The organism is Halomonas sp. EF61, from assembly GCF_040147045.1.
GTDB lineage: Bacteria > Pseudomonadota > Gammaproteobacteria > Pseudomonadales > Halomonadaceae > Halomonas > Halomonas litopenaei.
The window spans coordinates 1964938-1989768 of sequence record NZ_JAMSHM010000001.1 but is presented as its reverse complement, the minus strand read 5'-3'; the positions used below and the strand labels follow the sequence as shown (position 1 = coordinate 1989768).

The following is a 24831-nucleotide window of genomic DNA, read 5'->3' as shown; positions in this document are numbered from 1 at the left end:
GATCCCTATCTTCAAAGGCGCCGGCAAGGCGCACGGACAGCACAGCATGCAGGCGTTACCTCTGGCTCTACTGGCCTTTGTCTTCTATCTGGCGGCTGCCTCCTGGCAAGGGCTGACCCTGATTCGCCGGGTTCCTCCGCGCGATCTACTGGTGCGTGGCTTCGGCACCCTGGCGGCGGCTCTCCACCTGGTCGTCGCCGGCGGCCTGCTTGCCCTCGAGGGCTCGATGCTGCCAGGACTGTCCACCAGCGCGGTGCTGGTCACCGCCCTGGCGGTGGTGGTGCTGCTGGGCGCCAGCCTGTTCAAACCGGTGCTCAATATCGCCGCCGTGCTGTTCCCCTTTGCCGGCGTGGTGCTGCTGCTCGGTACCGAACTACCGACCCCCACCAGCGCCAACGGCATGACCCCCGGCATCGCCTTCCACGCCGTCAGCTCCGCCCTGGCCTTCGCGGTGCTGGCCATCGCCTCGCTGCAGGCGATACTGGTAGGCGTCCAGAACAAGGCCCTCAAGCATCACCGGATTCGCGGCGTGGTACAGGCACTACCGCCGCTGACCACCATGGAGCGGGTACTGTTCGAGATGATCTGGGTGGGCATGGCCCTGCTTACGCTGGCCATCGCCAGCGGGTTCGTGTTCCTCGACAACATGTTCGCCCAGCACCTGGTCCACAAGACGGTGCTGTCGCTGCTGGCCTGGCTGGTGTTCGCGGTACTGCTGCTGTGCCACTACCGCCTTGGCTGGCGAGGCATGCGGGCGGTGCGCTGGACCCTGGGAGGCTATATCGCACTGCTTTTGGCCTACTTTGGTAGCAAGTTTGTCCTTGAGGTGCTGTTAGCGCACAGCTAGACAGGAGGTCTCCTTGACACTCCCGGCCCGACCCCCTACAACTCGACCCCTACCCGCGACCAAGGATTTCACGTCTTGAACGACGACTTTCCGGTGGGCCTGCTGTTCGGCCTGCTCTTTCTGCTGATTGCCCTATCGGGCTTCTTCTCCAGTTCCGAGACCGGCATGATGTCGATCAACCGCTATCGGTTGAGCCACCAGGCCAACAGCGGACAGCGCAACGCCAAGCGCGTGATGCGCCTGCTCGCGCGTCCCGACCGGCTGATCGGCGTCATCCTGATCGGCAACAACTTCGTCAACAACCTGGCCGCCTCCATCGCCACCATCATCGCCATCCACTTCTTTGGCGATGTCAGCGGCCCCGCCATCTCCACGGCGATCCTGACCATCGTGGTGCTGATCTTTGCCGAGGTCACCCCCAAGACCTTCGCGGCGGTGAAGCCGGAGCGCATCGCCTACCCGGCCTCGATGATCCTGGAGCCGCTGCTCAAGCTGCTGTATCCGCTGGTGTGGGTGGTCAACGTGATCTCCAACGGCCTGCTCAGACTGCTTGGCGTCAAGAATATCGACGGCAATGGTGACAACCTCACCCGCGACGAGTTGCGCACCGTGGTCCACGAGGCCGGCACCCTGATTCCCCATCGCCACCAGGCCATGCTGCTGTCGATTCTGGATCTCGAGAATGTCACCGTGAACGACATCATGGTGCCGCGCCATGAGGTGGTCGGCATCGACCTCGACGACAGTCTCGAGGATATCCTGACCCAGATCCGCACCAGCCAGCACACTCGGCTGCCGGTGTTCAAGGGCGACATCAACAGCATCATCGGCATGCTGCACCTGCGCAATGCCGCCCGCTTCCTGTCCAGAGGAGAGGTGACCAAGGCGGCCATCGTGCAGGAAGCGCGGGAGCCCTACTTCATCCCCGAATCGACGCCGCTGCACACCCAGCTGTTGAACTTTCAGAAGCAGAAGCGCCGCATTGGCATCGTAGTGGACGAGTACGGCGACGTGGAAGGCCTGGTGACCCTGGAGGACATCCTCGAGGAGATCGTCGGTGAATTCACCACCGACGTGGCCGGCCAGGAACAGGACATGCTGCCCCAGAGCGATGGCAGCCACGTGATCGACGGCACCGCCAATATCCGTGATATCAACAAGTCGCTGGGCTGGCACTTGCCCACCGACGGCCCCAAGACGCTGAACGGGGTGATACTGGAACACCTCGAGTCCTTCCCCGACGGCCCGGCCTGCCTGCAGATCGGCAACATCCGCATGGAAATCCTCGAGATGCGCGACAACCTGATCACCTCGGTCAGCTGCTGGCCCGGCACTCGCCGCGTCCTGGCAGAGTCCGACGCGAACGACTGATCACCGCAAGGACCGGAGGTACGTCTGTCGCGACGCGACATGCAGGGAAGGAACCGGCGAGCAAGCCACCAAGGCAGAGTACTTGCCAGCAAAGCACTGACAAGCAAAGTACTGACAAGCAAAGTACTGACAAGCTAAGTACTGACAAGCTAAGTACTGACAAGCAAAGCACTAACGAGAAAGGGACGGCCGAGGCCGTCCCTTTCTGCGTTATCCCTTCCCTAACCCGACCTTCCCTCTGCCGGAGCCTGCGCACCCCGGCGGCGGTTGCCTCAGGGCTTACCGGTCTCGACCCAGCGATCGGCTTCGGCCTTGAGCTCGCGCACCCGGGCCTCCAGCGACTGACGGGTGGCTTGCCCCGGCGGCACCGGCTCGTCGAAGTAGAGCGCCACCCGGGCGCGGCAGCGCCTGGGGAAATGGGCCAGAGCCTTGCCGTGGCAATTGGAGGTCCACGAGCCCCACAGGCCTGACAGCGCGGCGGGAATCACCGGCACCGGGTCCCTCGACAGGATCAGGTCGAGGCCCCGGCGGAAGGTCTTGACCTCACCATCCGACGTCAGCCGCCCTTCCGGGAACAGCATCACCACGTCGCCGTTTCTCAAGGCGCGGCTGACTTCTTCCAGGGCGCGACGCACATTGCCCGGGTCACGACGATCCGACTCCACGGGTATCGCCCCGACCATGCGGAACAGCCAGTTGAGGCGCTTCGACTCGTAGATCGGACGATCCATCAAGAAGCGCAGCGGCCTGGGGCTGCCGCCGCCCATCACCAGTGCATCCATGAAGCTGACATGATTGCACACCACCAGCGCCGGCCCGCGCGGGGGCACGAAGCGACGCCCCTGGAAGCGAAGTCGGTACAACACATGGATAAAGGCAAACACGAAACGTCGGATATACACCGCCGGGGCGCGATAGAAGCGCCAGGCAGCGATGCAGGCAAGCAGGCCGACGAGGCCCCAGACGAGTGCGTCGATCACGGCGTGTCGTTCACCTGTCTATCGCCCCTCTGGTCACGGCCTATCTGCTTGAGTCCGGCGAGGGTGGTCGACAGCAGTTGATCGAGCAGCTCCTCGACCTCGAAGGCGCCGCCCTGGGAATAGCCAAGACGATCATTGAGCCCCAGCTGCACCAGGCCATGAACGCTGCCCCACAGGGTTCGCGCCAGGCGCTGCGCCTCGAGTGATTCGAGCTCCGGCTGATACTCGGTCAGGGTCCCCTCGACCCGGGCAAACAGTGCGCCGATCATATCGGTCTGGCGCTGATCGAGCTCGCCTTCTTGGGCCAGCGGATAGTCGAACATCAGCTGCCAGCGATGGGCGTCTTCGCGGGCGAACTTCCAGTACCCCTGGGCCAGGGCACGCAGCCGGGCCTCAGGCTCGGTGGTGTCCACCAGCAGGGGCTCCATCACCGTGCGCAGCCGACCGAGGCTTTCCAGGTTGACGTGCTGAAGCAGGTTGTTGAAGCTGCCGTAGAGTTTCAGCAGGGTGCTCGGCGCACAGCCCACCTCCCGGGCCAACGAGCGCAGCGACAGGGCATGCACCGGCTGCTCAGCCAGCCAGGCATCGCAGGCGGCCATCACCTGGGCGTGAAGCTCCTCGGGGGCATGCTGTCTTGGACGCGCCATCGCTCTTCTCTCTCGCGGCCGGACATCGGCGGCTTCAGGTTCAGCGGTATCGTTCAGCATACATTAATCGAACACTGTTTTCGACCGCTCATTATGCCCCCTTCGCCGCGACAACGGGCTCAAGGCTTTCCTGACACCGGGAGCTTGGGTACGCTGGCCCTCCAGATCGCAGGAGCCCCCATGACCGGCCGTCTCTATATTCCCGCCCGCGCCATCGAGACCGCCCTCGACGACCTCGATGCTCCGGCCCAGGCCATCAGCGGCGTCAACATGGCCCCGCGCCGTCCACTGTCGATCATCCGCCTGGAAGCTGGACGCCCTACCCTGGGGATCGGTTTCTGGGGCCTGACACCGCCCTGGTTGCAGGTGCTCGATCACGCTCCCCACTGCGCCCGCGCCGAAAGCCTCGACTCGCGCCCGATGTTCCGTGACGCCTTCCGCGCGCGGCGCTGCCTGGTGCCGGTAGCCGGCGCCTACGCCTGGCAGCCGCGTCCGAACTACAAGCAGCCCTTCCTGATCACCAGAGCAGACCGCGGGCCGATGCTGCTGGCCGGACTATGGTGTAGGTTTCACACCACCCTTACCGACTATAACGACTCCTTCGCCTTGATCACGGTACCTAGCCCTGGCTTTCTAGCCCCCCTGACCGACCGTCTGCCGGCGGTCGTGCCCCCCGGTCAAGCGAGGGCCTGGCTGGACCCGCAGAGTGATCCCGAGGACCTCAAGCCACTGTTGAGCCCCCCTCCCGGGGAACTGTTGGGCGCTTTTCCGGTATCAAGACGAGTGAACAATCCTCAAGAGCAAGACCCATCCTGTGCCCACCCCATCGGCAAGATGTGGCGCCAGACTTCCAAGGAGACGTGATGGCTTCGACCCTCACACGACGCGGCGCCAGCGCCCTCGTCGCCACCCTGATCGGCCTGTGGCTACCGCTGGCTCAGGCTTCCGCGGCCCCGGCCGCTACCAGCGAGCAACCGCCCACGGCTCAGGCCGACGCCGACGTGGCCACCGCCACGACGCCGATCGTCAGCCCCCACGATGATCGCGACTATCGCGTACTGACCTTGGACAACGGCCTCGACGTCCTGCTGGTCAGCGATCCCGAGGCCGACAAGGCGGCGGCGTCACTCAATGTATCGGTGGGCAGCGCCCAGGATCCCGATGACCTGCAGGGGCTCGCCCACCTGCTCGAACATATGCTGTTTCTGGGCACCGAGGCCTACCCCGAGCCCGACGCCTACCAGGGCTACATCAGCCGCCACGGCGGGCGCCACAACGCCTTCACCGCCTCGCTGGACACCAACTACTTCTTCGATGTGGAGCCCGAGGCCTTCGAAGGCGCTCTGGATCGCTTCAGTCGGTTCTTCATCGACCCGCTGTTCAACGCCGACCGCCTGGGCAGCGAGCGCAACGTGGTGCACTCCGAATATCAGGCGCGCCTGCGCGATGACGCACGCCGCGAGAACGAGGTCCTCGACGCCCTGCTCAATCCGGCCAACCCCACCGTGGGTTTCTCAGTGGGCAGCAAGGAGACCCTGGCCGAGCGGCCCGAAGGGGAGCCCAGCCTGCGCAAGCGGGTCATGAACTTCTACGACAACCACTACGGTGCCAACGTCATGCATCTGGCGGTGGTGGCGCCGATGCCGTTGGATCAACTGCAGACACTGGTGGTCGAACGCTTCGCCGAGGTGCCCGATCGCGGCCTCGAGGCACCCGTCATCGACACCCCACTGGTGGATCGCTCACGCCTGCCGCTGGCCGCCGAGGCCCAGTCGCTGCGCGACGCTCGCCGCGTCAGCTTCCTGTTCCCGGTGCCCGACCCCGTGCTCAGCTATCGCCACAAGCCGGCCAGCTACATCGCCAACCTGATCGGTCATGAGGGGCCCGGCAGCCTGTTGAGCCGCCTGCGCGAGGCCGGCTGGGCCGACGGCCTGTCCGCTGGCGTCACCCGAGGTGACGGCCGCCATGCACTGCTGGCCGTGGATGTCAGCCTGACCCCTGAGGGTCGCGAGCATCTCGATCGCATCCAGGCCAGTCTGTTTGCCACCATCGAGCAGATTCGCCAACAGGGCATCAGCGAGGAACGCTACGACGAGCAGGCCAGCCTGTCCGAGCAGGCGTTCCAGTTCCAGCAGCACGGTAACGCCCTGGACGAGGCCATGCGCCTGTCCATGAGCCTGACCCACTACCCGCTCGAGGACGTCAACCGCGCCGGCTACCGCATGGACGGCCTCGACGCAGAGGAAGTGCGTCGCTGGCTCGATGCGCTGCGCCCCGACAACATGATCCGCCTGTACACCGGCCCCGAGGTCGAAGGCGACCAACGTAGCCGCTACTACGACACCGCCTGGCAAGAGACGCCATTGGCCGACACCACAGCCGCCCCCCTGGCGGGGCTGGCGCTGCCCGAGCCCAATCCCTTTATCGCCGAGGACCTGGCGCTGCTTGAGGCCCACGACGAGCGTCCCTCGCTGCTGATCGACACCCCCGAGGCCGACGCCTGGTACAAGGCCGATGCCGAGTACGATACGCCCAAGGCCTCCTGGCGCTTCAGCCTGCAGCACCCTGGCGCCAGCCAGTCCCCGCGCCAGGCCGTGCTGACACAACTGCTGGCCGGCTGGCTCAACGACAGCCTCAACGAGAAGCTCTACGCCGCGCGCCTGGCGGGACAGAAGTATGAAGCCTATGCCCACTCGCGTGGCATGACGCTGTCCTTCACCGGCTGGCGTGACCGCCAGGACAGGGTGATACGGGAGGTGATCGACCAGCTCAAGCAGGGTGAGATCCTCGACGCAAGCGTCGCCCGAGTACGCTACGGCCTGGAAAAGCAATGGGGGAATGCACCACGCAATCCGCTCTATCACCAGGGTCAACGCACCCTGTCCGAGGCGCTGATTCGGCCCCAGTGGTCCCCCCAGGTACTGCTGGAGGCGCTGTCCGACCTCGAGCCCCAGGACCTGCGCGACTTCCGCGAGCGCTTCCTCGACGAGCTGCACCTGCAGGCGCTGGTGGTCGGCAACCTGGAAGAGTCGCTGGCACGCGACGAGGCCGAGCAGGCCATCGCGGCGCTTGAGCCCAGCCTTGGCGCGGACGCCATCACCGACCTGCAGGTACTCAAGGCGGTCGATCTGCCGAGCCTGACGCCGGACTCCAGCCGAGACGAGTCGCTGCTGATTCGCTACCTGCAGGGGCCGGACCAGGGTATCGCCACCCAGGCCCGCATCGCGGTGCTCGGCAAGCTGCTCGAGACCCCCTTCTACCAGCAGTTGCGCACCGAACAGCAGCTCGGGTACATCGTCAGCGCAGGCTACTCACCGCTGCTGCACGCTCCGGGCATCAGCCTGCTGGTGCAGTCTCCCTCCACCCAGAGCGACGAGCTCAAGGCCAGGGTCAGCGACTTCCTCGACCGTGTGCCCGAGCGTCTGGACAGCCTGGATGACGACACCCTGGCCACCTATCGCCAGGCGGTCCACGACGAGATTACCCAGCGTGATTCGGGCCTCGAGGAGCGCACCACCCGCCTGTGGCAGGCGCTGTCCTACGGCGACACCGACTTCGATAGGCGTGAGCGGCTGGCCGCCGCGGTGCTCGAGGTCGACGCCGCCAGCCTGAAGGACAGCTGGCAGCGTCTGGGTGGCGCCGCCGTGGTGGACGTGACCTTCGATCCGGGCGCCGCACCCAGCGACGTCATGGCGTTGAAAGGCGACCTGGAAGCCCTGCCCGGTGACGAGGAAGAAGCGCTGTCACCGACGCCGGCGGACACCAGCGCCCAGGCGGCCAAACCCTGACAGGGCTCTGCCAAAAGGCCCTGGCCCCCCCATCGCCCCCTGCTTGGGGGCGATCCCGCCCGGCTGGCGACGCCGACAGCAGTGACGACAAGGCCCGACCGGCAGCGCCGGTCGGGCCTTGTGGTTTCACCCGCGTCGTTTCACCCGCTTCATCACACCTGATACATGGCACCTGATTCATGGAGCCATATTGATGATGCCCGACACGGCCAGTGCGACGCCGTACGTCTGCGCCAGGCTGCCCCCCCTAGCCGAACGCCTGGGCGGGCATGATCGACTCCACAAACATCACCATCTCCTCGAGGATCTGGCGTTCGCGATCGCTCAGCGAGGTCTGGTTCAGACGTTCGATTTCACGCGCGAAGTCCTTTAGCGTCAGGCTCGCCAGCGCCGAGTCGTTCATCCGCTCCCACCGGAAGGTCTCCCAGCGCGCCTGCTCCTCGCCGGTCAGGGTGTCCGGATAGCTGCGGGCGCGGTAGCGAAACAGCATCTCCTCGAGGCGCGGGTCCTGGAAGGCAAAGCTGGCGTCGACAAGATCCCAGGGATCCATGGCACGCACGCGCTCCATCTGCTGGCGGTCGGCAGGAGAGAAGAACCCGCCGGAGTAGAGCATCAGGTCCGGATCCCTCGGCGGCTCCGGCGGTGGCTCGGCGAACACCTCCTGCACCTTGGCGACGATATCGGGGTCCTTGGCCAGCCGCTGGTAGTGACCGCGACAGGCGTCCATCTCGAGCCCCATGCGCGCCACGATCTCGCCATACTCGCCCTGATGGGGCCCCGACACATCCTTGAGCGCACTGGGCGGAAAGATCACCGGACACTTGTTGATGTGCACGACCTTCAGCGGAATCCGGCTTTCGCCCTCGGCCAGGTCGTCATTGCTGACGAATACCCGAGCACGAATCTCCTGGGCCGAGAGACTGAGCATGTCGGCAGGGTCCAGCGACAGGTCGTAGACGATGACGCCGTTGGGATTGGTCGGGTGTTCGGCCAGGGGCATCACCAGAGACCCGCAGGCACGGCTGGCAGGATAGCGCCGGGAGATATGCACCACCGGCTTGCGCTGGGTCGTATCCAGGCGTTTGCGCACCTCACGCTTGGCCCTGAGCGACAGCAGGTAGTCGAACAGGTTGGCATTGGCGCCCCGCAACAGTCGCGCCAGGGCGATGGTGGCGCGTACATCGGCCAGGGCGTCGTGGGCGCCGGCATGCTCGATACCGTTGGCCGCGGTCAGGTCTTCCAGGCGAAAGCTGGGACTGCCGTCCTCGCGCCTTGGCCACTCGATGCCCTCTGGCCTCAAGGCGTGGAAGGCGCGCACCACGTCGATCAGATCCCAGCGCGAATTGCCGTTCTGCCACTCCCGTGCATAGGGGTCGATCAGGTTGCGGTAAAACAGGTGACGACTGACCTCATCGTCGAAGCGCAGGCTGTTGTAGCCCACCGCACAGGTCCCGGCGACGCTCATCTCGTCGACGATGGCGCCGGCGAACTCGGCTTCGGGCACACCGTTGCGCCTCGCCTGCTGGGGCGTAATACCGGTGATCAGGCAGGCCATCGGGTGCGGCAAGGCATCATCGGCGGGCTTGCAGAACAGCTCCACCGGCTCGCCAATCTCGTTGAACTCGGCGTCGGTACGGATGGCCGCGAACTGCGAGGGACGATCGCGCCGAGGATCGGCACCAAAGGTCTCGTAGTCGTGCCACAGAAAGGTCAGCGGAGCGGCTTTCGGCTGCGCCATGGGATTGCGGTCTCCACGCGTACGTCAAAGGCCCGTCAGCCTAGCACAGGCCAACGCCGGGCTCAGCCTGCACGATCACAGGTCGAGTCCGGCGCGGGAAGGAAATACACGAAAGACGCCCAAGGGGCGTCATCTTGATGGCTGGCATTGTCGATATCGCATCGGCGATGTGGCATCGACGATATCACGACGTTCAAGCAACACCAGACGCTGCATCAACTGCTGCGCGGCAGGGTCACGTTGAGCTCGAGCACCGAGCAGTTGTCCTCGCTGTCCAGCGACATATTGATGGCATCGTCGTCCACCTCGACATAGCGGCGGATGACCTCAAGCAACTCCTTCTCCAGCATCGGCAGGAAGTCAGGCTGTCCCCGCTGGCTACGCTGGTGCGCCACGATGATCTGCAGCCGCTCCTTGGCGACAGACGCGGACTTCTTGCGTTCGCGCTTCAGGAAATCGAGTAGTTTCACCGGCGACCTCCTCCTCCGAACATGCGGCTCAGCAGGCTTTTCTTCTGATACTCGTGGAAGCGCAAGGGCACCTCCTCTCCGATCAGGCGGCTGACCGTATCCATATAGGCCTGGCCAGCGTCACTGCTGTCGTCGTGGGTGACCGGGACCCCCTGGTTGGAGGCTCTCAGCACGGCCTCGGACTCGGGAATCAAACCTACCAGGTTGATGGCCAGGATCTCGCGAATGTCCTCGAGATTCAGCATATCTCCCTGGTCGACCCGTCCGGGGTTGTAGCGGGTGATCAGCAGGTGCTCCTTGATCGGGTCCTTGCCCTGCTCGGCCCGCCGGGTCTTCGATGACAACAGCCCAAGGATACGGTCGGAGTCACGCACCGAAGACACCTCGGGGTTGGTCACCACGATGGCCTCGTCGGCGAAGTACATGGCCAGCTGGGCACCACGTTCGATACCGGCGGGTGAATCGCACAGTATGTAGTCGAAGTCCTTGGTCAGGGTGTCCAGCACCTTCTCGACGCCCTCCTGGGTCAAGGCATCCTTGTCCCGAGTCTGGGAGGCAGGAAGGATATGCAGGTTGTCCACGCGCTTGTCACGGATTAGCGCCTGGTTCAGCCCGGCCTCGCCCTGGATAACGTTGACCAGGTCGTAGACCACACGGCGCTCGCAGCCCATGATCAAGTCGAGGTTCCGTAGACCGACATCGAAGTCGATCACTACCGTCTTGTTGCCTCTGAGTGCCAGCCCGGTGGCAATGGCTGCCGCACTGGTTGTCTTGCCGACCCCGCCTTTACCGGAGGTCACAACGATGATCTTGGCCAAGTGTCGCATCCTGTCGTCGTAAAGTTGTTGGTCCTGTGTGGTCACCGCAGTGACCAGGCACGGCCTTATAAAAATCGCTGTCCCGCGCTAAAGCGCCCGCTGATGCGGCAATGCCCCGCTGAAGGCGCTTCACAAGCCCGGCTAAAGGCTCCTTACAAGCCCAGCTGAAGGCTCACTTCAGCGCGGTGATCCCCAACTGATCGTCCGTCAGCACGACCTGGACGGAGGAGCCGAGCAGCTGGGGGTCGATATCTTCGAGACGCTTGTAGTTGCCCGCCACCGACAACAGCTCCGCATGCAGCTCACGGCAGAAGATGCCTGCCTGGTGGTCGCCGTGAATGCCAGCGAGGGCACGCCCCCTGAGGGCACCGTAGACGTGGACATTGCCCGCCGCCAGTACCTCGGCCCCGGCATTGACCGCACCGATCACGGTCAGGTCGCCGTCGGGAGCGGTGATCTGCTGGCCGGAACGCACGGTGCCACGAAAGATACGTCCGCCATGAGGCGCGTCAGCCTCCACTTCCTCGACCACGGTGACGTCTTCGTCTTCCTGCACCGGAACGCTTTCCAGGGTACGCGCACGGGCGGCATCCTGGGGGGGGAACCAGCCAAGTCCGAGCGCCCAGGCGGACTGCTTGACCGGATCGGCACCACCGCGCACCGCTACCGGCAGCAGCTTGTGCGCCCGGCACACCGCACAGATACGTTCCAGGGCCAGGTGAGGTTCGTCGAGCTTCTCGACGCTGAGCACCACCGGGGTGTGCTGAAAGAAGGCTGGCGACTGCGAGAGCTTGCCCGCGAGCTGATCGCGAATTTCCTCGGGATCCGCACTGGAAAGCTCCATCACCGTCATGGGCAGCATCCCACCCTTGAACGTAAACGCCATGCTGTCCCTGTCCACTTTGAGGCTCATTGCCGAACTCCACGTCGGGTGTTGGTCGGGGGATGATCTCAAGCTAAGTCAGAGCCCCCGGTCCTGCAACCGATCATAAGCCTCAATTGTCCTCCTGTCAGTGTCTCCAATCAGCCACAGCCCTGCGCTGAGGCCTTTTCTGATGGTGGCGCGCATGCTTAGATAAACTTTCTATCTCGACGCCCGGCTTAGCCTGGCGCAATAACAAGATGGTGAAGCCGTTTCGCCACCTTTCTTTATTTCTTTGCAGGAAGCCCCATGCCCGGACTCCTCCGCCGCCTTTTCTCGCCACGCTGGCGACATCCCGATCCACAGGTCCGACGCGACGCCGCCGAACGGCTCGACCCCCAGAGCCAACGCGAGGCCCTCGAGACCCTGGTCCAGGATACCGAGCCCGACGTCCGTCTCGCCGCGGCGAGACGCCTGGACGACCCACAGCGACTGCTGCAGCTGCGCGTCGAGGGTAAAGGATCACGCGAGCTGGATCGTCAGCTCATCGCGCTGCTGATCGGTCGCCAGGGCGGCATCGAACTTGGCCGCCGCCAGCAGATCGTCGAGTCCCTGGACGACGCGGCGATGCTCGAGGAGATCGCCCTCCAGGGCGATAACCAGCAGCTGCGACTCGCCGCCCTGGCCAGGCTCGATGACGAGGCCGCCCTGATTCGCCAGGCCTGCGACAACGGCATCGCCGCCGTACGTCACGCCGCCGCCGAGCGGGTCACCTCCGAGGAAGGTCTCAAGCAGCTGGCCCAGGCGGCCCGCCGGGATCGCCACGTGGTGCGCGACGCCAAGGAACGCCTGGGTCGACTGCGCGCCGACGCCGACGCCGTGGAACAGGCTCGGGAACGACGCGAGCAACTGCTGGCCAGTCTCGAGCAGCACGCCCGTGCCACCTGGGAGCCTCTCTACGCTGGGCGCTTCCGCCATCTGGAGCGCGAGTGGTCTCGACTGGCGGATCTGCCCGACGCCGGGCAGGAGCAGCGCTACCAGGAGGCCAGCCTGCGCTGTCGCAAGGTGATTCACGATCACGAGGCCCAGGAACACGCCCTGCGTGCCGACCGACAGCGCCGCGAGCAGGCCGACCAGGACCGAGAGGCACTGGTCATGGCGCTGGAAGAAAGCCTGGCCGCGCTCTATCAGGGCGAATATGTCGGTGAACAGGACCTTGCCAGCCTGCGCGCTCAGAAGCAGTTGATGGCCAACCGCTGGCAGGCACTGTCCGAGATCCACCTGGCCGACGACGGCCTGCGCCAGCGCTACGACAAGGCCTTGAAGAACTACGACGCCATCAACCAGGCCCACCAGCGCCTGGTCGAGCGCGCCCTGCCGCTGGAGGAAGCCATCAGGGCCGGCGACGAGGCTGCGCTCAAGCAGCTGGTGAGCGACTGCAAGTGGCCCGAAGGTCTGCCGCCAGACCCGCGGCTCGAACGTGCGCGACACCATCTCCGCCTGGAGAAGGATCTTTCCGGGGACGAACCATCGGAGTCCCAGCTCACACGCTTCGATGAGGAACTGGATCGTCTCGAGGCGCTGCTCGACGAGGGTACCTTCAAGGGAGCGAGCCGCTTGCACCAGCGGCTTCGCCACCTCGCCGATCAGCTGCCGTCCTCGGCCGGTGCCCAGCAGTCTCGACTCAAGCGCCTCGGCGCACGACTCGCCGAACTGCGCGACTGGCGCGGCTTCGTCGCCGGTCCCAAGCGCGAGCAACTGTGCCAGGCCATCGAGGCCCTGGAGCAGGACGCCACCCTCACCGACCGTGACCGTGACCGCCGCCATCGCCAGCTGGTCAAGGAGTGGAAGGCATTGGGCGACGCCGCGGCCAACCGCGAGCAGTCCGAGCGCTTTCGGGCAACCTCCGAACGTATTCGCGAGTCGCTCAAGGCCTGGCGTGAACAACAACAGCGCCTGCGCGAGGCCAACCTGGCAGAACGCGAAGCGCTGTGCGAGCAGATCGAGGCCCTTCTGGAGCAGCCCGCCGCCCAGGCCGACCCCGACGCGCTGCGCGAGATCCGCGACCAGGCCAGGGAACAGTGGCGCCGCACCGCCCCTGTCCCGCGCGATCACGCAGAGGCCATCGGACGACGCTTCGGCCGCATCCGGCACCAGTTGCAGGCGCTGATCGATCGCCGCGCCAACGAGATCGCCGACGCCAAGCGTGAGGTGATCGACCAGGCCCGAGCGCTGGTCGATGCACGACTGCCGGCACGCCAGCGAGCCGACCAGGCCAAGGCACTGCAACAGCGCTGGCGCGAACTGGGGCGCGCGCCCAAGGGCGAGGAGCAGACCCTGTGGCGAGAATTCCGCCAACTATGCGACCAGATCTTCGCCCAGCGTGACGCCGAGCGCGATGATCGTGCCCAGCGTGCTCGCGAGCGCCTGGAACAGATGCAGGCCCTGATCGACCGCATCGATGCCTGGCAACCCGCGGCAAGCAGCGAGGCCGACTGGCTGGACAAGGCGGTGGATGAGGCCAGCGCTCTGGAACCGCTACCATCGGGCCGGCGCACCGAAGGCATGCGCAAGCGCTGGGCCGGCATCGTACGGGCTCGGCGCGAGCGCCTGGAACGGCTCTCCGTGGCAGAGGTCGTCGGACGTTGGCGCGAGGTCAAACCCCTGATTCTCGAGCACCTTGAGGCCGACGATGACTGCCTCGCCGGTCGCCTCTGCAGTGATGTGGAGATTCCTGCCGCGTTATCGTTGCCGCCGGCGCTGAAACAGGCCCACGCACAGCGCAACGCCGCACGACGCGATCCTGCTCCAGCGGAGGAAGTCGCCGAGCGTCTGGCACGACTGCGGGTGCACCTGGCGCTCCTGGCGGGCCATCCGATCGGCCACCAGGACGAGCCACTGCGCCTGGCGATCCAGGTCGACCGCCTCAACGATAGCCTTGGCCAGGCGCCGAGCCGGGAAGACGAGCTGATCTCGGTACTGTGCGGGCTGCTGGCCACCGGTCCAGTGTCGCGCCAGCAGTGGGAGCGCGAGGTACAGGAGCTCGACGCCCTGCTGGATGGGCTGAGTCAACTGCCACCACCCTGAGCGATGCACGGCTTGCCGTGCCTTCCGCCCTCTTTCAACCCCTGAACTCTTTCGACCCCTGAAAACCACGATGCGAGGCCTTTTGGCCTCGCATCGTGGTTTCTGGCGAAATGTACATCGCCGAGCCTCGTGAGCCCGGCGCGACGTCTGTCAGCCCATGAACTGACCGCCATTGATGTCGATATTAGCACCGGTGATAAAACCGTTGTCCTTGCTGGCCAGGAAATTGACCAGGCGGCCGATCTCTTCCGGCGTGCCGTACCGCTTCATCGGGATGGTCTCGCGAATGGCCTCGCGCACCTTCTCCGGAATCTTCATGATCATGTCGGTGGCGATATAGCCAGGCGAGATGGTATTGACGGTGATGCCCTTGGTCGCAGTTTCCTGCGCCAGCGCCATGGTCAGACCGTGCATGCCGGCCTTGGCGGCGGAATAGTTCACCTGGCCGAACTGACCCTTGCGGCCGTTGATGGACGAAATGTTGATGATCCGTCCGTAGCCCTGCTCCAGCATGCTCTCGATCACGCTGCGGCAGGTATTGAAGACGCTGTTGAGGTTGGTGTCGATGACCACGTTCCACTGGTCCGCCGACATCTTCTTCAAGGTGCCATCCTTGGTGATACCGGCACAGTTGACCAGCACTGCGATCGGCCCATGCTGGTCCTCGATCGCCTTGACGCCATTCTGGCAGGCCTCGAAATCGGTCAGATCGATGCCGGCGATGTCGATATTGTCATAGCCATCCGACTTCTGGGTCTCCAGCCAGGTCTTGGCCTTGTCAGGATTGTTGTAACCGGCCACTACCTGATAGCCGGCATCCGCCAGTTCGCGACAGATTGAGCTTCCGATACCACCAGTACCACCGGTGACCCACGCGACGGGCTTTTGCTGAGTCATAGACGACCTCCCTGATTGTCCTTCACGCCGCCGCTTGGCGACGGCACTTGTTGTTGCAAGCATGTATAGCAGTGGATGCTCTGGTGCTGCGCATTCGCGCAACCAGGAACCTCGGGCCCAGAGCGATCGCGGGTGGCCTCCTGCCACTGCGACGCCCAGCCCCACCTGCCTACCTCGGCAGGCCTTCGTCGTGGTACTGCGTCGAATCAACGTCCACAACGACTATCCACCAGGCTAGCGTCTAGCACTGACATTTGCATGACAGCCACTCCAGTATGGACCACAGCGCCCGAACGGCACGACCCATCACACCCGAAATCGCACAGGGTTGACGCAGCCAGAATTATCCGTATACTACGTCCTCGTTGATGCGGGGTGGAGCAGTCTGGTAGCTCGTCGGGCTCATAACCCGAAGGTCATCGGTTCAAATCCGGTCCCCGCTACCAAATACGAAAACGAGGCAGTCCTTCGGGACTGCCTCGTTTTTTTGTTGGCTGTCCGGTGCTGGCCGAGGCCAGCGCTTCGCCACCAGACGCCGTTGCGGCATCGCTGTACTACGAAGCCCGCCCCCTGATTAAATCTTAATTTTTCTGTGCCAATTCGATATTTTTTGGCGCTTCCGTGTCCCCGGATTAGCCATCCACCCCTCCTTCTTTCGTCGAAGAGCTGACCTCGATCAACCCGAGTCGGTCAAGAATCGACCGTCGCCGCAGCCCTTTACCGCGTCTTGGGCACACCGCTGGCCAGTCATCGATTCCAGGCATGCTCCGGCGTATCGGCAGGCGCCTTGAAGTCGGTGGCCGTCGCCCGCATCTTTAGGGCAATTCACTTTTGACAAGGTTGTGTCCCATGCCCATCGTCGACCCTCGTACAGGCGAACCTCTGAGCAGCGATCCGAGCAGCGAACCCGCCCAGGGTGCCGCCGCGGCGTCCCAGGGGCCGGCCGACAGCGACCTGATCTTCGACGTCGACCGCAGCAACATTCAGCAGGTGCTGGAGCTGTCCATGCGCATCCCGGTGCTGCTGGACTGCTGGGCCCCCTGGTGCGAGCCCTGCAAGAACCTGATGCCGGTGCTGGAAAAGCTGACCCGCGAGTACGCCGGCACCTTCCTGCTGGCCAAGCTCAACATCGACGACAACCAGGACATCGCCGGCCAGCTCGGCGTACGCTCGGTACCCGACGTCAAGTTGATCAGCCAGGGCGGTCTGGTGGACCACTTCCAGGGCGCCTTGCCGGAAAAGGAAATTCGCGAGTGGCTGGGCCGCTACTTCCCGGCCCCGGAAGATGCTCCGGCAAGCCCCGAAGAACAGGCCGAGCAGGCCCTGGCGGCGGGCGACACCGCCACCGCGCTGGAGATCCTGCAGCAGCTGACACAGCAGTACCCCGACCACTTGGCCTACCAGATCCAGATGGCCCGAGTGCTGGTGGCGGAAGGTCGCAATGATGAAGCGCGCGCCCTGCTTGACGCGCTACCTCCGGAAGACCGCGACGGTCCCGAGGCCCGCGGCGTTCGTGCCAGCATCGAGTTCGGCGAAGAAGCGCCCGACGCCGAGACCCTGGCCGCCCTGGAGGGGCGTGACGACAGCGAGGCCAACTATCTGAGGGCGCTGCGCCAGGTGGCCGACGGTGACTATGAACCCGGCCTGGAAGGATTGCTGGCAGTGATGAAGCGCGACCGTGCCTACGGTGACGACCTGGCGCGCAAGACCCTGCTGCGGGTGTTCGACGCACTCGGCGCCGATCATCCGCTGACGGTGAGCTACCGCCGCAAGCTGTTCGCCCTGCTCTACTGAGTGGATCGAGACGTCGAGCGCCTTGCCGCTCATCGCCTAAAAAAGATGAAAACGGGGCCCTTCGAAGGCCCCGTTTTCGTTGTTGAGGTTATTACGCCAGCGCCACTCAGCCGCCCAGCACCTGGTCCAGGCGCGCCAGCGCCTCGTCAAGCTGGGTGGCCGTGGTGCCGAAATTGAGCCGCGCAAAGCCCGGCCAGCCGAAGTCGGCGCCATCCGACAGCGCGACCCCGGCTCGCTCGAGCAATGCCGAGGCAGGCGATTTTTCGGCCCCCAGGGTCAACTGGCGCAGATCGAGCCAGGCCAGATAGGTCGACTCGGGGGCGCTGAAGCCCACGCCGGGCCAGCCAGCGACACGCTCGACCAGCGTCTGGCGGTGGCCACGCAGTACCGTCAACAACTCCTGGCGCCAGGGCTCGCCGTGGCGATAGGCGGCCTCAGCCGCCACCAGCCCGAGCACATTGGCGTCCGGCATCAATCCCTTGGCGGTATCGCGAAAGCGTTTTCTCAGGCCGCCGTCAGGGCAAATCGCGCAGGCGGCGGTCAGCCCAGCCAGATTGAAGGTCTTGGAGGGCGCCCACAGGGTGATGATGCGATCGGCAAGCGCCGGGAAGGCGGCGGCCAGGGGCTGGTGGCGCGCTCCTTCGTCGAGCAGCAGGTCGCAGTGCAGCTCGTCTGAGACCACAATCAACCGATGACGCTCGACCAGTTCGGCGAGTCCTTCGAGCTCATCGCGGCGCCAGGCTCGTCCGGTAGGGTTGTGGGGCTGGCACCACAGAAGCAGCCGGGTCCGCTCGGTGATCGCCGCCTCCAGCGCCTCGAGGTCCAGCGTCCAGGGCTCGCCCGGCGCCTGGGGCGGGCGCATGGCTGCCTGCTGGGGCAGGCGCCCGGTGCGCCTGGCCACCTGCAAGAACGGCGGATAGATAGGCGTCACCGTCAGCACCCCATCGCCAGGCTCGGTAAAGGCCAGGCTCGCCAGGTGCAACGCCGGTACCACCCCCGGCAGCCAGTGCTGCCAGCGGGCCTCGATGTCCCAGCCATAGTGGCTGGCACTCCAGTCGATCAGTGTCTGTTCCAGACTTTCCGCCACCAGACCGTAGCCAAAGACGCCGTGATCGATGCGCGCCGACAGCGCCTCGACCACCGCCTCGGGCGAGCGGAAGTCCATGTCCGCGACCCACAGCGGCAGGACGTCATCACCGTGGCGGTGCCACTTCTGTGACGGCCAATGTGGCGAACGATCATCACCGCGGGGCTGTCGTCGATCGATCGGCGTGGCAAAATCGGGTTTCATGGTCATCTCCCTGACGATGGCTGGTCGGTTGCCAGGATACCCTGGCCAAGCACTTGAAGGACGCTTCCCCCATGACAAGCACCATGCCGCATCACGGATTCTTCGCCAAGGTATGCCGAGGAATGCCTGCCCTGATCGGCCAGTGGCTGGCGCTTGGACGCGGCGACCCCGATCGCCTGGCGCTGATCCTGGCAGAAACCGCCCGGGTCGCCGGCCTCGGCGACCCGGGAGAGACCCCGGACGGCGCCACACTGGAGCGCTGGGCCGCCGCCGACAACGACGAGATCCCACCCCACTGGGCGGTGCGTACCGCGCTGTTCCTGCTGGTCCAGATGCCCGCCCGGCCGACACCCGGCGATGAGCCCGAGGCCTGCGCCTGGGCCTACTGCTGGCTGCGCAATCGCGCCTTCGACAGCCGCGACGCCGCCGTCGACGCCCTGCCGGAACACCTTCGCCAACCGCTGGCGGCCGCGGTGACCGCCGCCTGGGTCGATCGCCAGGGGCTCAGGCTGGTCTAGGCACCGCACTGAAGCCCTAGCCTCTTCGCCGGGTCGGCCTCTTGGGCCGAAAGCCGTCGGGCTTGGTCGACAGCCATTCGACGAAGGAACGAATCTCCGGATGTGCCAGCAGCGCCTCGCGGCTGCGATAATGGTCGGCCAGCTCACGCTCGCTCAGCAGCGCGTGAAGATGGCGGTGGCAACCGTGGCACACCCACAGGATCGCCGTCAGGCGCTCGACGCGATCGTGGCGCTTGCGATAGCGCGCCTTGCCGTGCAGCGAACGCGGTATCAGATGATGCTTGGTCAGGGGCGCCCCTCGCGCGCACAGCTCGCAGCGCTCCGGCCTCGGGGGCGGCGACAGCTCGGTCATGGTCATCTCGCTTGAACCTGGTCACCAGATACCTACGATAACCCAAGGAACCCCCTCCCCTCATGGACGTCCCCCTTCATTGGCAACTGGCCAAACTGCTTATCTCCGTCGGCGTCGTGCTCGGCCTGTCGGTCATCGCCGAGCGGGTCAGCACCCGGGTCGCCGGCCTGCTCTCCGGCTACCCGTTGGGCACCGCCATCGCACTGTTCTTCATTGGCCTGGAGCTGTCGCCCCAGTTCGCCAGCGACAGCGCCGTACACACCCTGGCCGGCTTCACCGCGACCCTGGCGCTGGGCGGCGGCTACCTACTGGCCGCACGCGGTGACGGGCTCAAGGGCGTGGCCCAGGGAACCGCGGGTGGCCTTGCCGCCTGGCTCGCCGCCAGCAGCCTGCTGACCCAGGTCGATTTCAGCCGCCTCGGAGGCACCCTCACCACCCTGGCCGCCATCATCGTCTTCACCTGGCTGTATCGCCGGGTCCCCGACGTCAAGGCCACCCCCAAGGGCGGTTTCTCCTGGCCCGCGCTGGCGCTTCGGGCAGGGCTCGCCGCGGGCATCATCTTCCTGATCACCGGCCTCGCCCATGTGGTGCCGAGCGCCTGGGCCGGGGTCATGGCGGCGTTCCCGGTGACCATGTACCCGTTCCTGGTGATCCTCCACCTGACCCAGGGGGCAGCGCCAGTGGCCACGGTCATCAAGCACTATCCTGCGGGCCTGGGCTCGCTTCTGTGCTACGCCCTGGTGGTGTCACTGACCTACGCAAGCCTCGGCCTGTGGCCAGGCACCCTGCTGGGCTTCGCCGCCGCCACCCTGTGGCTGTTGTCGTGGATGCGCGTGCAGCAGTGGTGGGCAGGCCGCCGAAGTTGAGAGATAAGGGCTGAGCTAAAGGCTGAGCCAAGCGTTGAGCCAAGACGGGCGCGCCGACGCCCGCATCTTGACCTAGCGCTTGCTTGGGACAATCCTGAAACCCTGACATCACCACATCGCCACCACAACAAACGAGAACGCCCTATGCTGACCCGCACCATCGAGCCCGCCTTCTACGACACCGACGCCCTCGGTCACGTCAACAATACCCGCCTGCCGGCCTGGTTCGAGCTGGCACGCAACGACCTCTTCCGACTGTTCACCCCGGACCTGGACCCGGCCAAGTGGCGGTTGATCATGGCACGCATGGAGATCGACTATCGCGCCGAACTCCACTATGGCCATGACATCGAGGTTCGCACTTACCTGTCACGCCTGGGCAACAGCTCCTTCACCGTGACCCAGGAAGCCCACCAGAAGGGCGAGCTGACCAATCTCGGCCACACCGTGCTGGTGCACTTCGACCACCAGACCAAGAAGGCGGTGCCGATCGAAGGCGAGCTGCGCGAAGCCCTGATGGAGCACCTTCACGAACCGGAGATCGCCTGACCATGACCCCTGCCGTCAAGACGCTGGAAAAGGCCGGCAGACCGTTTTCCACACTCAGCTACGAGCATGACCCGCGCTCGCCGGCCTACGGCGAGGAGGCGGCCGAGGCGCTGGGACTGGACCCCGCGGCGGTGTTCAAGACCCTGCTGGCCAGCATCGATGGCCAGCGCCTGGTGGTGGCTATCGTGCCGGTATCGCGCAAGCTCGACCTCAAGACCCTGGCCAAGGCGGCCAAGGGTCGCAAGGCCGCCATGGCCGAGGCCGAAGCGGCCGAACGAGCCACCGGCTATGTGGTCGGCGGCATCAGCCCGCTGGGTCAGAAGAAGCGTCTGGCCACCTTTATCGATGACAGCTGTCACGACCACAGCCAGATCCACGTCAGCGGCGGACGCCGCGGCCTGGAAATCACCCTGGCCCCGGACGACCTGATCGCGCTGACCGATGCCCAGGTGGTGGCGCTGGCGAGATAGCCCTTCGAGATAGCGTTTCAAGATAGCGCTTCGAGACAGCCTTTCGAGCTAGCCCTTCGAGACTGCCCCGTTCGCGGTAAAAAGACCGGCCGAACAAGCGTCAAAATGGCAAAAATGCTAGGGTGGAGCCATATCGACACCAGAGGTGCCCATGGCGATCCGCTACACCCTGTGGCTGGACCCGGACGACAAGGTCCGCCATCGCGCCGCCGAGGCCAGCCTGGAAGCCTTCTTCCTCGAGCGCTTCGCCGACTATCCGCACATTCGCTTGTTCGGCGCCGATCCCTACGATTATGATGCCCCGTTCAATCGCCTCTACGACGTGCTGATCGCACGCGGCGCCGAGTTCATCGAGCGCGAGCAGGCCTACGTCCCCACCCCGGAACAGCTCAATCGTGCCTTCTTTCGCGCGGTGGGGCGCTCCACCAAATTCGTAAGAGACAACCCCGATGGTGATCCGTCCTGACACGCCCCCCGATGCCGCCCAGACGGCGATCATCGCCGAGCAGCTCGGTCGCGAGCCCCGCGGCATCGAGGCCCTTGCCGCCACCGACGGCGAAGGCACTCCGCTGGTGCTGCGCATGGCCCCGATCGTCGACGGCAAGCCGTTTCCCACCCTGTTCTGGCTGAGTTCAGAGCTGCTCAAGGTGGAGCTGTCACGGATCGAGGCCGCCGGCGTGATCAAGTCGCTGGAAGCCCGGCTGAAGGAGGATGACGACTTCCGTGCGGCCTACCATGCAAGCCACCAGGACTACATCGCGACCCGCTGGGCGCACATGAGCGCCGAGCAGCGTGCCGAGGTCGAGCGTCTGGGCTATGACAAGGTGCTGCGTGAACGCGGCATCGGCGGCATCGCCAACCACGATCAGGTGCGCTGCCTGCACACCCAGTACGCCCATCACCTGTGCGGCAACAATGTGATCGGCCAGTGGGTCGACGAGCACTACGGCATCATCGATCTATTGCCCTGAGCTGCTCGCAGACAAGCGCTCTCCCCCTTCACGCCGCGACAGGAAGAACGTTCCATGGCCCAGATCTGTGTCTATCTTGGTTCACGCCAGGGCGAAGATCCCCGCTTTCTCGAAGATACCCGCGCCTTCGGCCGGCGCCTGGCCGAACGCGGCCATGGCCTGGTCTACGGTGGCGCCAGTGTCGGCCTGATGGGCGCGCTGGCCGATGCCACCCTGGAGGCCGGAGGCCAGGTCATCGGCGTCATGCCCCACCACCTGGTGGACCGGGAGCTGGCCCACGATGGCCTGACCGAACTGGTTCGTGTCGGCGACATGCACGAGCGCAAGGCCCAGATGGCGGCCAACGCCGACGCCTTCGTGATGCTGCCGGGCGGGATCGGCACCCTGGAGGAATTCTTCGAGACCTGGACCTGGCGCTACCTCGGCCTGCACGCCAAGCCCATCGGCATTCTCGACACCTGCGCCTTCTATCGCCCCTTGCTTAGGTTCCTCCACGCCGGGGTGGAGCAGGGCTTTCTCGACACCGCCACCCTCGATACGCTGATCAGTGCAGACACCCCTGACGCCCTGCTGGAGGCGCTCGAGGCCCGCCTGGACAAGCGCTAGGCTCCTGCGTCCAAGCGGCTTCTCAACCACCTCGTAGACCTCTCATTTCATCATGGAGGATGTCCGATGTACGCCATGCAGCAAGACGGCGACCGCCTGATCTGGCGGTCCACCGACGATCTCCCCGCCCCCCGGGCCAGAGAAGTGCATATCGAGGTGGCCTGGGCCGGCGTCAATCGCGCCGACCTGATGCAGCGCGCCGGTCAGTACCCACCGCCCCCAGGCGCCTCCGAGGTGCTGGGACTGGAAGTCAGCGGTAGCGTGGTGGCGCTCGGCCCCGAGGTCGAAAAGCTCCAGGTTGGGCAGCAAGTGTGCGCGCTGCTGGCCGGTGGCGGCTACGCCGAGAAGGTCTGCGTGGACGAACGCCAGGTGCTGCCGGTGCCCGATGGCCTTGGCCTGCGCGAGGCCGCCGCCCTGCCGGAGGTCTACGCCACCGCCTGGCTGAACCTGTTCATCGAAGGCCAACTCGCCGAAGGCGAACAGGTGCTGCTGCACGCCGCCGCCAGCGGCGTCGGTACCGCCGCGATCCAGCTGTGCCGCGAGTTCGGTCACCCCTGCTTTGTCACCGTGGGCAGCGATGAAAAGCTCAAGCGCTGCCTGTCGCTGGGTGCCAGGGCGGGCTGGAACCGCCACCAGGGCAGTTTCGTCGAGGCGGTCAAGGCATTCGGCGAGGTCAACCTGATCCTCGACCCGGTGGGGGCCAGCTATCTGGCCGACAATCAACGGGTGCTGGCCGCCGATGGACGAATGGTGGTGCTCGGGCTGATGGGCGGACGCCACGCCGAGCTCGATATCGGCCGCCTGCTGATGAAGCGCCAGCGCCTGATCGGCTCGACCCTGCGGGCCAGGTCACCGGAAGACAAGGGCAGGATTCTGGGTGAACTCGCTCGCCACGTGTGGCCAAGGCTCGAGCGCGGCGAGCTCGCTCCGCTGATCGACGCCGACTGGCCCATCGCGGAGGTCGAGGCCGCCCACCAGCACCTCGCCGACAATGCCAACACCGGCAAGCTGCTGCTGCGTGTCGCCGCCGATTGATCTCGCTCCCTGAAGGTTCACACCAGCGCACGTTATCCACAGACGGTCAGTCGGACCGGCTGTGGGTAACTGTTCAGGTAGGCAGGCTCCCAACAGCTCCATAGAGAGCGGCGCCATGGCGAAGCAAAGAGTGCGAGAAAGAACGCGAGAAAGAGTGAGCGTCAGCGAGAGCGATAGACAGTGAGCGTCAGCGGCGCGCGCTGAGCTCCTGGGTGCGGGCGAAGGTCAACTGCAGCAGCCGGGCGTCCTCGCCGGCGCGATGGCGCTGGATGCCCCGCTCCTCGATCACCGACTCCTTGATGTCGCTCCACATCGCCATCTGGGTCTCGTCGAGCAACCGCCGCAGCGCTTCCAGGCGGAAGGCGGGGATCATGCCGGCGTGGTGAAACAGCAGCGACATCCAGGTGTTGTCGTACCCCCAGCTATCGCTGTAGGCGATGCCGATATCGTGCAGCTCATCGTTAAGCCAACGGGCGACGTGACGTACCGGATAGCCCTCGCGCTCGAGCCGGGCCCGGGATATCCCGTGCAGCAGCTCGGCCTTGGGATCCCAGTGGGTCCATTCCTCGAGGGGCTGAATCAGAAAGGCGCAGCAGCTGCCGTCCGGCCGCGCCAGGCCGATTTCGATCGGGTAGCTGCCGCGCCCGAATCCAGAGGCTTCGATATCCAGCAGAGTCGGTAACACCACAGGCAGCAAACCTCGTCGTGACAGTCGGCCAAAACGCCTCCCCGACGTCACCCGACAACGAAAACCGTACCCGAGGCCCAAACTACCAGCGGCGGCCAGGGAATCCTGAACCGCCGCTCGTCTCGGCCTCACCGGGACCCGTGCGCGACCCAACCGCCGCGCCTGATACCTCTAGTGTCGCTGTTG

Annotated in this window: 24 protein-coding genes and 1 tRNA gene; 15 read left to right on the top strand and 10 right to left on the bottom strand. The window is 65.3% G+C overall.

Translation table 11 applies throughout. From position 1 onward, the window contains the following. The first annotated feature begins 46 nt into the window (after positions 1–46). Entirely contained in the window at positions 47–847 is an 801-nt protein-coding gene (locus NFI08_RS08835; RefSeq protein ID WP_045991335.1) for a cytochrome C assembly family protein, read from the top strand. A gap of 75 nt (positions 848–922) precedes the next feature. Then, on the top strand, positions 923–2218 hold the full coding sequence (locus tag NFI08_RS08830; RefSeq protein WP_349588680.1) for an HlyC/CorC family transporter: 1296 nt from the start codon (positions 923–925) through the stop codon (positions 2216–2218). 272 nt (positions 2219–2490) lie between these two features. Here the strand turns inward: NFI08_RS08830 and NFI08_RS08825 are convergent, their stop codons facing one another. Further along, a complete protein-coding gene (locus NFI08_RS08825) occupies positions 2491–3198 on the bottom strand; it encodes a 1-acyl-sn-glycerol-3-phosphate acyltransferase (protein WP_349588677.1) in 708 nt (235 codons plus the stop codon). Further along, complete coding sequence (locus tag NFI08_RS08820; RefSeq protein ID WP_045991337.1) at positions 3195–3845, bottom strand: TetR/AcrR family transcriptional regulator; 651 nt, start codon at positions 3843–3845, stop codon at positions 3195–3197. The genes NFI08_RS08825 and NFI08_RS08820 overlap by 4 nt, the downstream gene beginning before the upstream one ends. A gap of 180 nt (positions 3846–4025) precedes the next feature. Here NFI08_RS08820 and NFI08_RS08815 point away from each other — a divergent pair, with 180 nt between their 5' ends. Both NFI08_RS08815 and NFI08_RS08810 read left to right on the top strand, forming a co-directional pair. After that, positions 4026–4709, top strand: coding sequence for an SOS response-associated peptidase (locus NFI08_RS08815; protein ID WP_222568279.1), 684 nt, complete (start codon positions 4026–4028; stop codon positions 4707–4709). After that, the gene (locus tag NFI08_RS08810; protein WP_349588672.1) at positions 4709–7633 is read left to right on the top strand and encodes an insulinase family protein; all 2925 of its coding nucleotides are present in this window, start codon (positions 4709–4711) and stop codon (positions 7631–7633) included. Before NFI08_RS08815 ends, NFI08_RS08810 begins: the two co-directional genes overlap by 1 nt. Before the next feature lie 247 nt (positions 7634–7880). Here the strand turns inward: NFI08_RS08810 and sbcB are convergent, their stop codons facing one another. The 4 genes from sbcB to minC all read right to left on the bottom strand — a co-directional run bounded on the left by sbcB (position 7881) and on the right by minC (position 11572). Next, positions 7881–9371, bottom strand: a complete 1491-nt coding sequence (sbcB, locus tag NFI08_RS08805; protein ID WP_108448491.1) for an exodeoxyribonuclease I — start codon at positions 9369–9371, stop codon at positions 7881–7883. 215 nt (positions 9372–9586) lie between these two features. After that, a complete protein-coding gene (minE, locus tag NFI08_RS08800) occupies positions 9587–9841 on the bottom strand; it encodes a cell division topological specificity factor MinE (protein ID WP_045991341.1) in 255 nt (84 codons plus the stop codon). Next, the gene (minD, locus tag NFI08_RS08795) at positions 9838–10659 is read right to left on the bottom strand and encodes a septum site-determining protein MinD (protein WP_045991342.1); all 822 of its coding nucleotides are present in this window, start codon (positions 10657–10659) and stop codon (positions 9838–9840) included. Before minD ends, minE begins: the two co-directional genes overlap by 4 nt. A gap of 172 nt (positions 10660–10831) precedes the next feature. Beyond that, positions 10832–11572 (bottom strand): septum site-determining protein MinC, encoded by a 741-nt coding sequence (gene minC, locus NFI08_RS08790; protein ID WP_045991343.1) that lies wholly within the window; start codon positions 11570–11572, stop codon positions 10832–10834. A 258-nt stretch (positions 11573–11830) separates the two neighbouring features. Between minC and NFI08_RS08785 the strand changes: the two genes are divergently transcribed. Beyond that, positions 11831–14608, top strand: a complete 2778-nt coding sequence (locus NFI08_RS08785) for a DUF349 domain-containing protein (RefSeq protein ID WP_349588667.1) — start codon at positions 11831–11833, stop codon at positions 14606–14608. A 150-nt stretch (positions 14609–14758) separates the two neighbouring features. Here the strand turns inward: NFI08_RS08785 and phbB are convergent, their stop codons facing one another. Further along, positions 14759–15505 (bottom strand): acetoacetyl-CoA reductase, encoded by a 747-nt coding sequence (phbB, locus tag NFI08_RS08780; protein ID WP_045991345.1) that lies wholly within the window; start codon positions 15503–15505, stop codon positions 14759–14761. A gap of 369 nt (positions 15506–15874) precedes the next feature. On the opposite strand from phbB, the gene NFI08_RS08775 reads away from it, so the two are divergent. Together NFI08_RS08775 and NFI08_RS08770 are read left to right on the top strand one after the other, a co-directional pair. Beyond that, positions 15875–15951 (top strand) — tRNA-Met (locus NFI08_RS08775). A gap of 403 nt (positions 15952–16354) precedes the next feature. Beyond that, the gene (locus NFI08_RS08770) at positions 16355–17299 is read left to right on the top strand and encodes a thioredoxin family protein (protein WP_045991346.1); all 945 of its coding nucleotides are present in this window, start codon (positions 16355–16357) and stop codon (positions 17297–17299) included. Between the two features lie 106 nt (positions 17300–17405). On the opposite strand, the gene NFI08_RS08765 is transcribed toward NFI08_RS08770, so the two are convergent. After that, a complete protein-coding gene (locus tag NFI08_RS08765; protein WP_349588663.1) occupies positions 17406–18590 on the bottom strand; it encodes a MalY/PatB family protein in 1185 nt (394 codons plus the stop codon). A gap of 83 nt (positions 18591–18673) precedes the next feature. Here NFI08_RS08765 and NFI08_RS08760 point away from each other — a divergent pair, with 83 nt between their 5' ends. Continuing rightward, the gene (locus NFI08_RS08760) at positions 18674–19108 is read left to right on the top strand and encodes a hypothetical protein (RefSeq protein ID WP_045991372.1); all 435 of its coding nucleotides are present in this window, start codon (positions 18674–18676) and stop codon (positions 19106–19108) included. 16 nt (positions 19109–19124) lie between these two features. On the opposite strand, the gene NFI08_RS08755 is transcribed toward NFI08_RS08760, so the two are convergent. Next, positions 19125–19460: a hypothetical protein gene (locus NFI08_RS08755; RefSeq protein ID WP_045991373.1), complete on the bottom strand. Its 336-nt coding sequence runs from the start codon at positions 19458–19460 to the stop codon at positions 19125–19127. Positions 19461–19522: 62 nt separating this feature from the next. Between NFI08_RS08755 and NFI08_RS08750 the strand changes: the two genes are divergently transcribed. The 7 genes from NFI08_RS08750 to NFI08_RS08720 all read left to right on the top strand — a co-directional run bounded on the left by NFI08_RS08750 (position 19523) and on the right by NFI08_RS08720 (position 23957). After that, positions 19523–20326 (top strand): hypothetical protein, encoded by an 804-nt coding sequence (locus tag NFI08_RS08750; RefSeq protein WP_045991348.1) that lies wholly within the window; start codon positions 19523–19525, stop codon positions 20324–20326. 144 nt (positions 20327–20470) lie between these two features. Beyond that, on the top strand, positions 20471–20875 hold the full coding sequence (locus tag NFI08_RS08745; protein ID WP_045991349.1) for an acyl-CoA thioesterase: 405 nt from the start codon (positions 20471–20473) through the stop codon (positions 20873–20875). Between the two features lie 2 nt (positions 20876–20877). After that, positions 20878–21345 carry a Cys-tRNA(Pro) deacylase gene (ybaK, locus tag NFI08_RS08740; protein WP_045991350.1) on the top strand — a complete coding sequence of 156 codons (468 nt, stop codon included), beginning with the start codon at positions 20878–20880 and terminating at the stop codon, positions 21343–21345. A 151-nt stretch (positions 21346–21496) separates the two neighbouring features. Continuing rightward, the gene (locus NFI08_RS08735) at positions 21497–21811 is read left to right on the top strand and encodes a hypothetical protein (protein ID WP_045991351.1); all 315 of its coding nucleotides are present in this window, start codon (positions 21497–21499) and stop codon (positions 21809–21811) included. Further along, positions 21795–22316 (top strand): DUF501 domain-containing protein, encoded by a 522-nt coding sequence (locus tag NFI08_RS08730; RefSeq protein WP_045991352.1) that lies wholly within the window; start codon positions 21795–21797, stop codon positions 22314–22316. Before NFI08_RS08735 ends, NFI08_RS08730 begins: the two co-directional genes overlap by 17 nt. Positions 22317–22370: 54 nt before the next feature. Then, entirely contained in the window at positions 22371–22922 is a 552-nt protein-coding gene (locus NFI08_RS08725) for an LOG family protein (protein ID WP_349588656.1), read from the top strand. Positions 22923–22988: 66 nt separating this feature from the next. Continuing rightward, on the top strand, positions 22989–23957 hold the full coding sequence (locus NFI08_RS08720; RefSeq protein ID WP_349588653.1) for an NAD(P)H-quinone oxidoreductase: 969 nt from the start codon (positions 22989–22991) through the stop codon (positions 23955–23957). 187 nt (positions 23958–24144) lie between these two features. Here NFI08_RS08720 and NFI08_RS08715 read toward each other — a convergent pair whose 3' ends face one another. After that, positions 24145–24651 carry a hypothetical protein gene (locus tag NFI08_RS08715; RefSeq protein WP_108131597.1) on the bottom strand — a complete coding sequence of 169 codons (507 nt, stop codon included), beginning with the start codon at positions 24649–24651 and terminating at the stop codon, positions 24145–24147. Between the last annotated feature and the right edge of the window lie 180 nt (positions 24652–24831).

Bases quoted from the DNA above. Each gene is read 5' to 3' on its own strand.
- NFI08_RS08760 (WP_045991372.1), top strand. From the start codon at position 18,674: ATGCCGCATCACGGATTCTTCGCCAAGGTATGCCGAGGAATGCCTGCC.
- NFI08_RS08750 (WP_045991348.1), top strand. From the start codon at position 19,523: ATGGACGTCCCCCTTCATTGGCAACTGGCCAAACTGCTTATCTCCGTC.
- NFI08_RS08720 (WP_349588653.1), top strand. From the start codon at position 22,989: ATGTACGCCATGCAGCAAGACGGCGACCGCCTGATCTGGCGGTCCACC.
- NFI08_RS08815 (WP_222568279.1), top strand. From the start codon at position 4,026: ATGACCGGCCGTCTCTATATTCCCGCCCGCGCCATCGAGACCGCCCTC.
- NFI08_RS08810 (WP_349588672.1), top strand. From the start codon at position 4,709: ATGGCTTCGACCCTCACACGACGCGGCGCCAGCGCCCTCGTCGCCACC.
- NFI08_RS08745 (WP_045991349.1), top strand. From the start codon at position 20,471: ATGCTGACCCGCACCATCGAGCCCGCCTTCTACGACACCGACGCCCTC.
- NFI08_RS08770 (WP_045991346.1), top strand. From the start codon at position 16,355: ATGCCCATCGTCGACCCTCGTACAGGCGAACCTCTGAGCAGCGATCCG.
- phbB (WP_045991345.1), bottom strand. From the start codon at position 15,505: ATGACTCAGCAAAAGCCCGTCGCGTGGGTCACCGGTGGTACTGGTGGT.
- minC (WP_045991343.1), bottom strand. From the start codon at position 11,572: ATGAGCCTCAAAGTGGACAGGGACAGCATGGCGTTTACGTTCAAGGGT.
- NFI08_RS08835 (WP_045991335.1), top strand. From the start codon at position 47: ATGCAGGCGTTACCTCTGGCTCTACTGGCCTTTGTCTTCTATCTGGCG.
- NFI08_RS08785 (WP_349588667.1), top strand. From the start codon at position 11,831: ATGCCCGGACTCCTCCGCCGCCTTTTCTCGCCACGCTGGCGACATCCC.
- sbcB (WP_108448491.1), bottom strand. From the start codon at position 9,371: ATGGCGCAGCCGAAAGCCGCTCCGCTGACCTTTCTGTGGCACGACTAC.
- ybaK (WP_045991350.1), top strand. From the start codon at position 20,878: ATGACCCCTGCCGTCAAGACGCTGGAAAAGGCCGGCAGACCGTTTTCC.
- NFI08_RS08755 (WP_045991373.1), bottom strand. From the start codon at position 19,460: ATGACCGAGCTGTCGCCGCCCCCGAGGCCGGAGCGCTGCGAGCTGTGC.
- NFI08_RS08730 (WP_045991352.1), top strand. From the start codon at position 21,795: ATGGTGATCCGTCCTGACACGCCCCCCGATGCCGCCCAGACGGCGATC.
- NFI08_RS08735 (WP_045991351.1), top strand. From the start codon at position 21,497: ATGGCGATCCGCTACACCCTGTGGCTGGACCCGGACGACAAGGTCCGC.
- NFI08_RS08725 (WP_349588656.1), top strand. From the start codon at position 22,371: ATGGCCCAGATCTGTGTCTATCTTGGTTCACGCCAGGGCGAAGATCCC.
- NFI08_RS08820 (WP_045991337.1), bottom strand. From the start codon at position 3,845: ATGGCGCGTCCAAGACAGCATGCCCCCGAGGAGCTTCACGCCCAGGTG.
- NFI08_RS08765 (WP_349588663.1), bottom strand. From the start codon at position 18,590: ATGAAACCCGATTTTGCCACGCCGATCGATCGACGACAGCCCCGCGGT.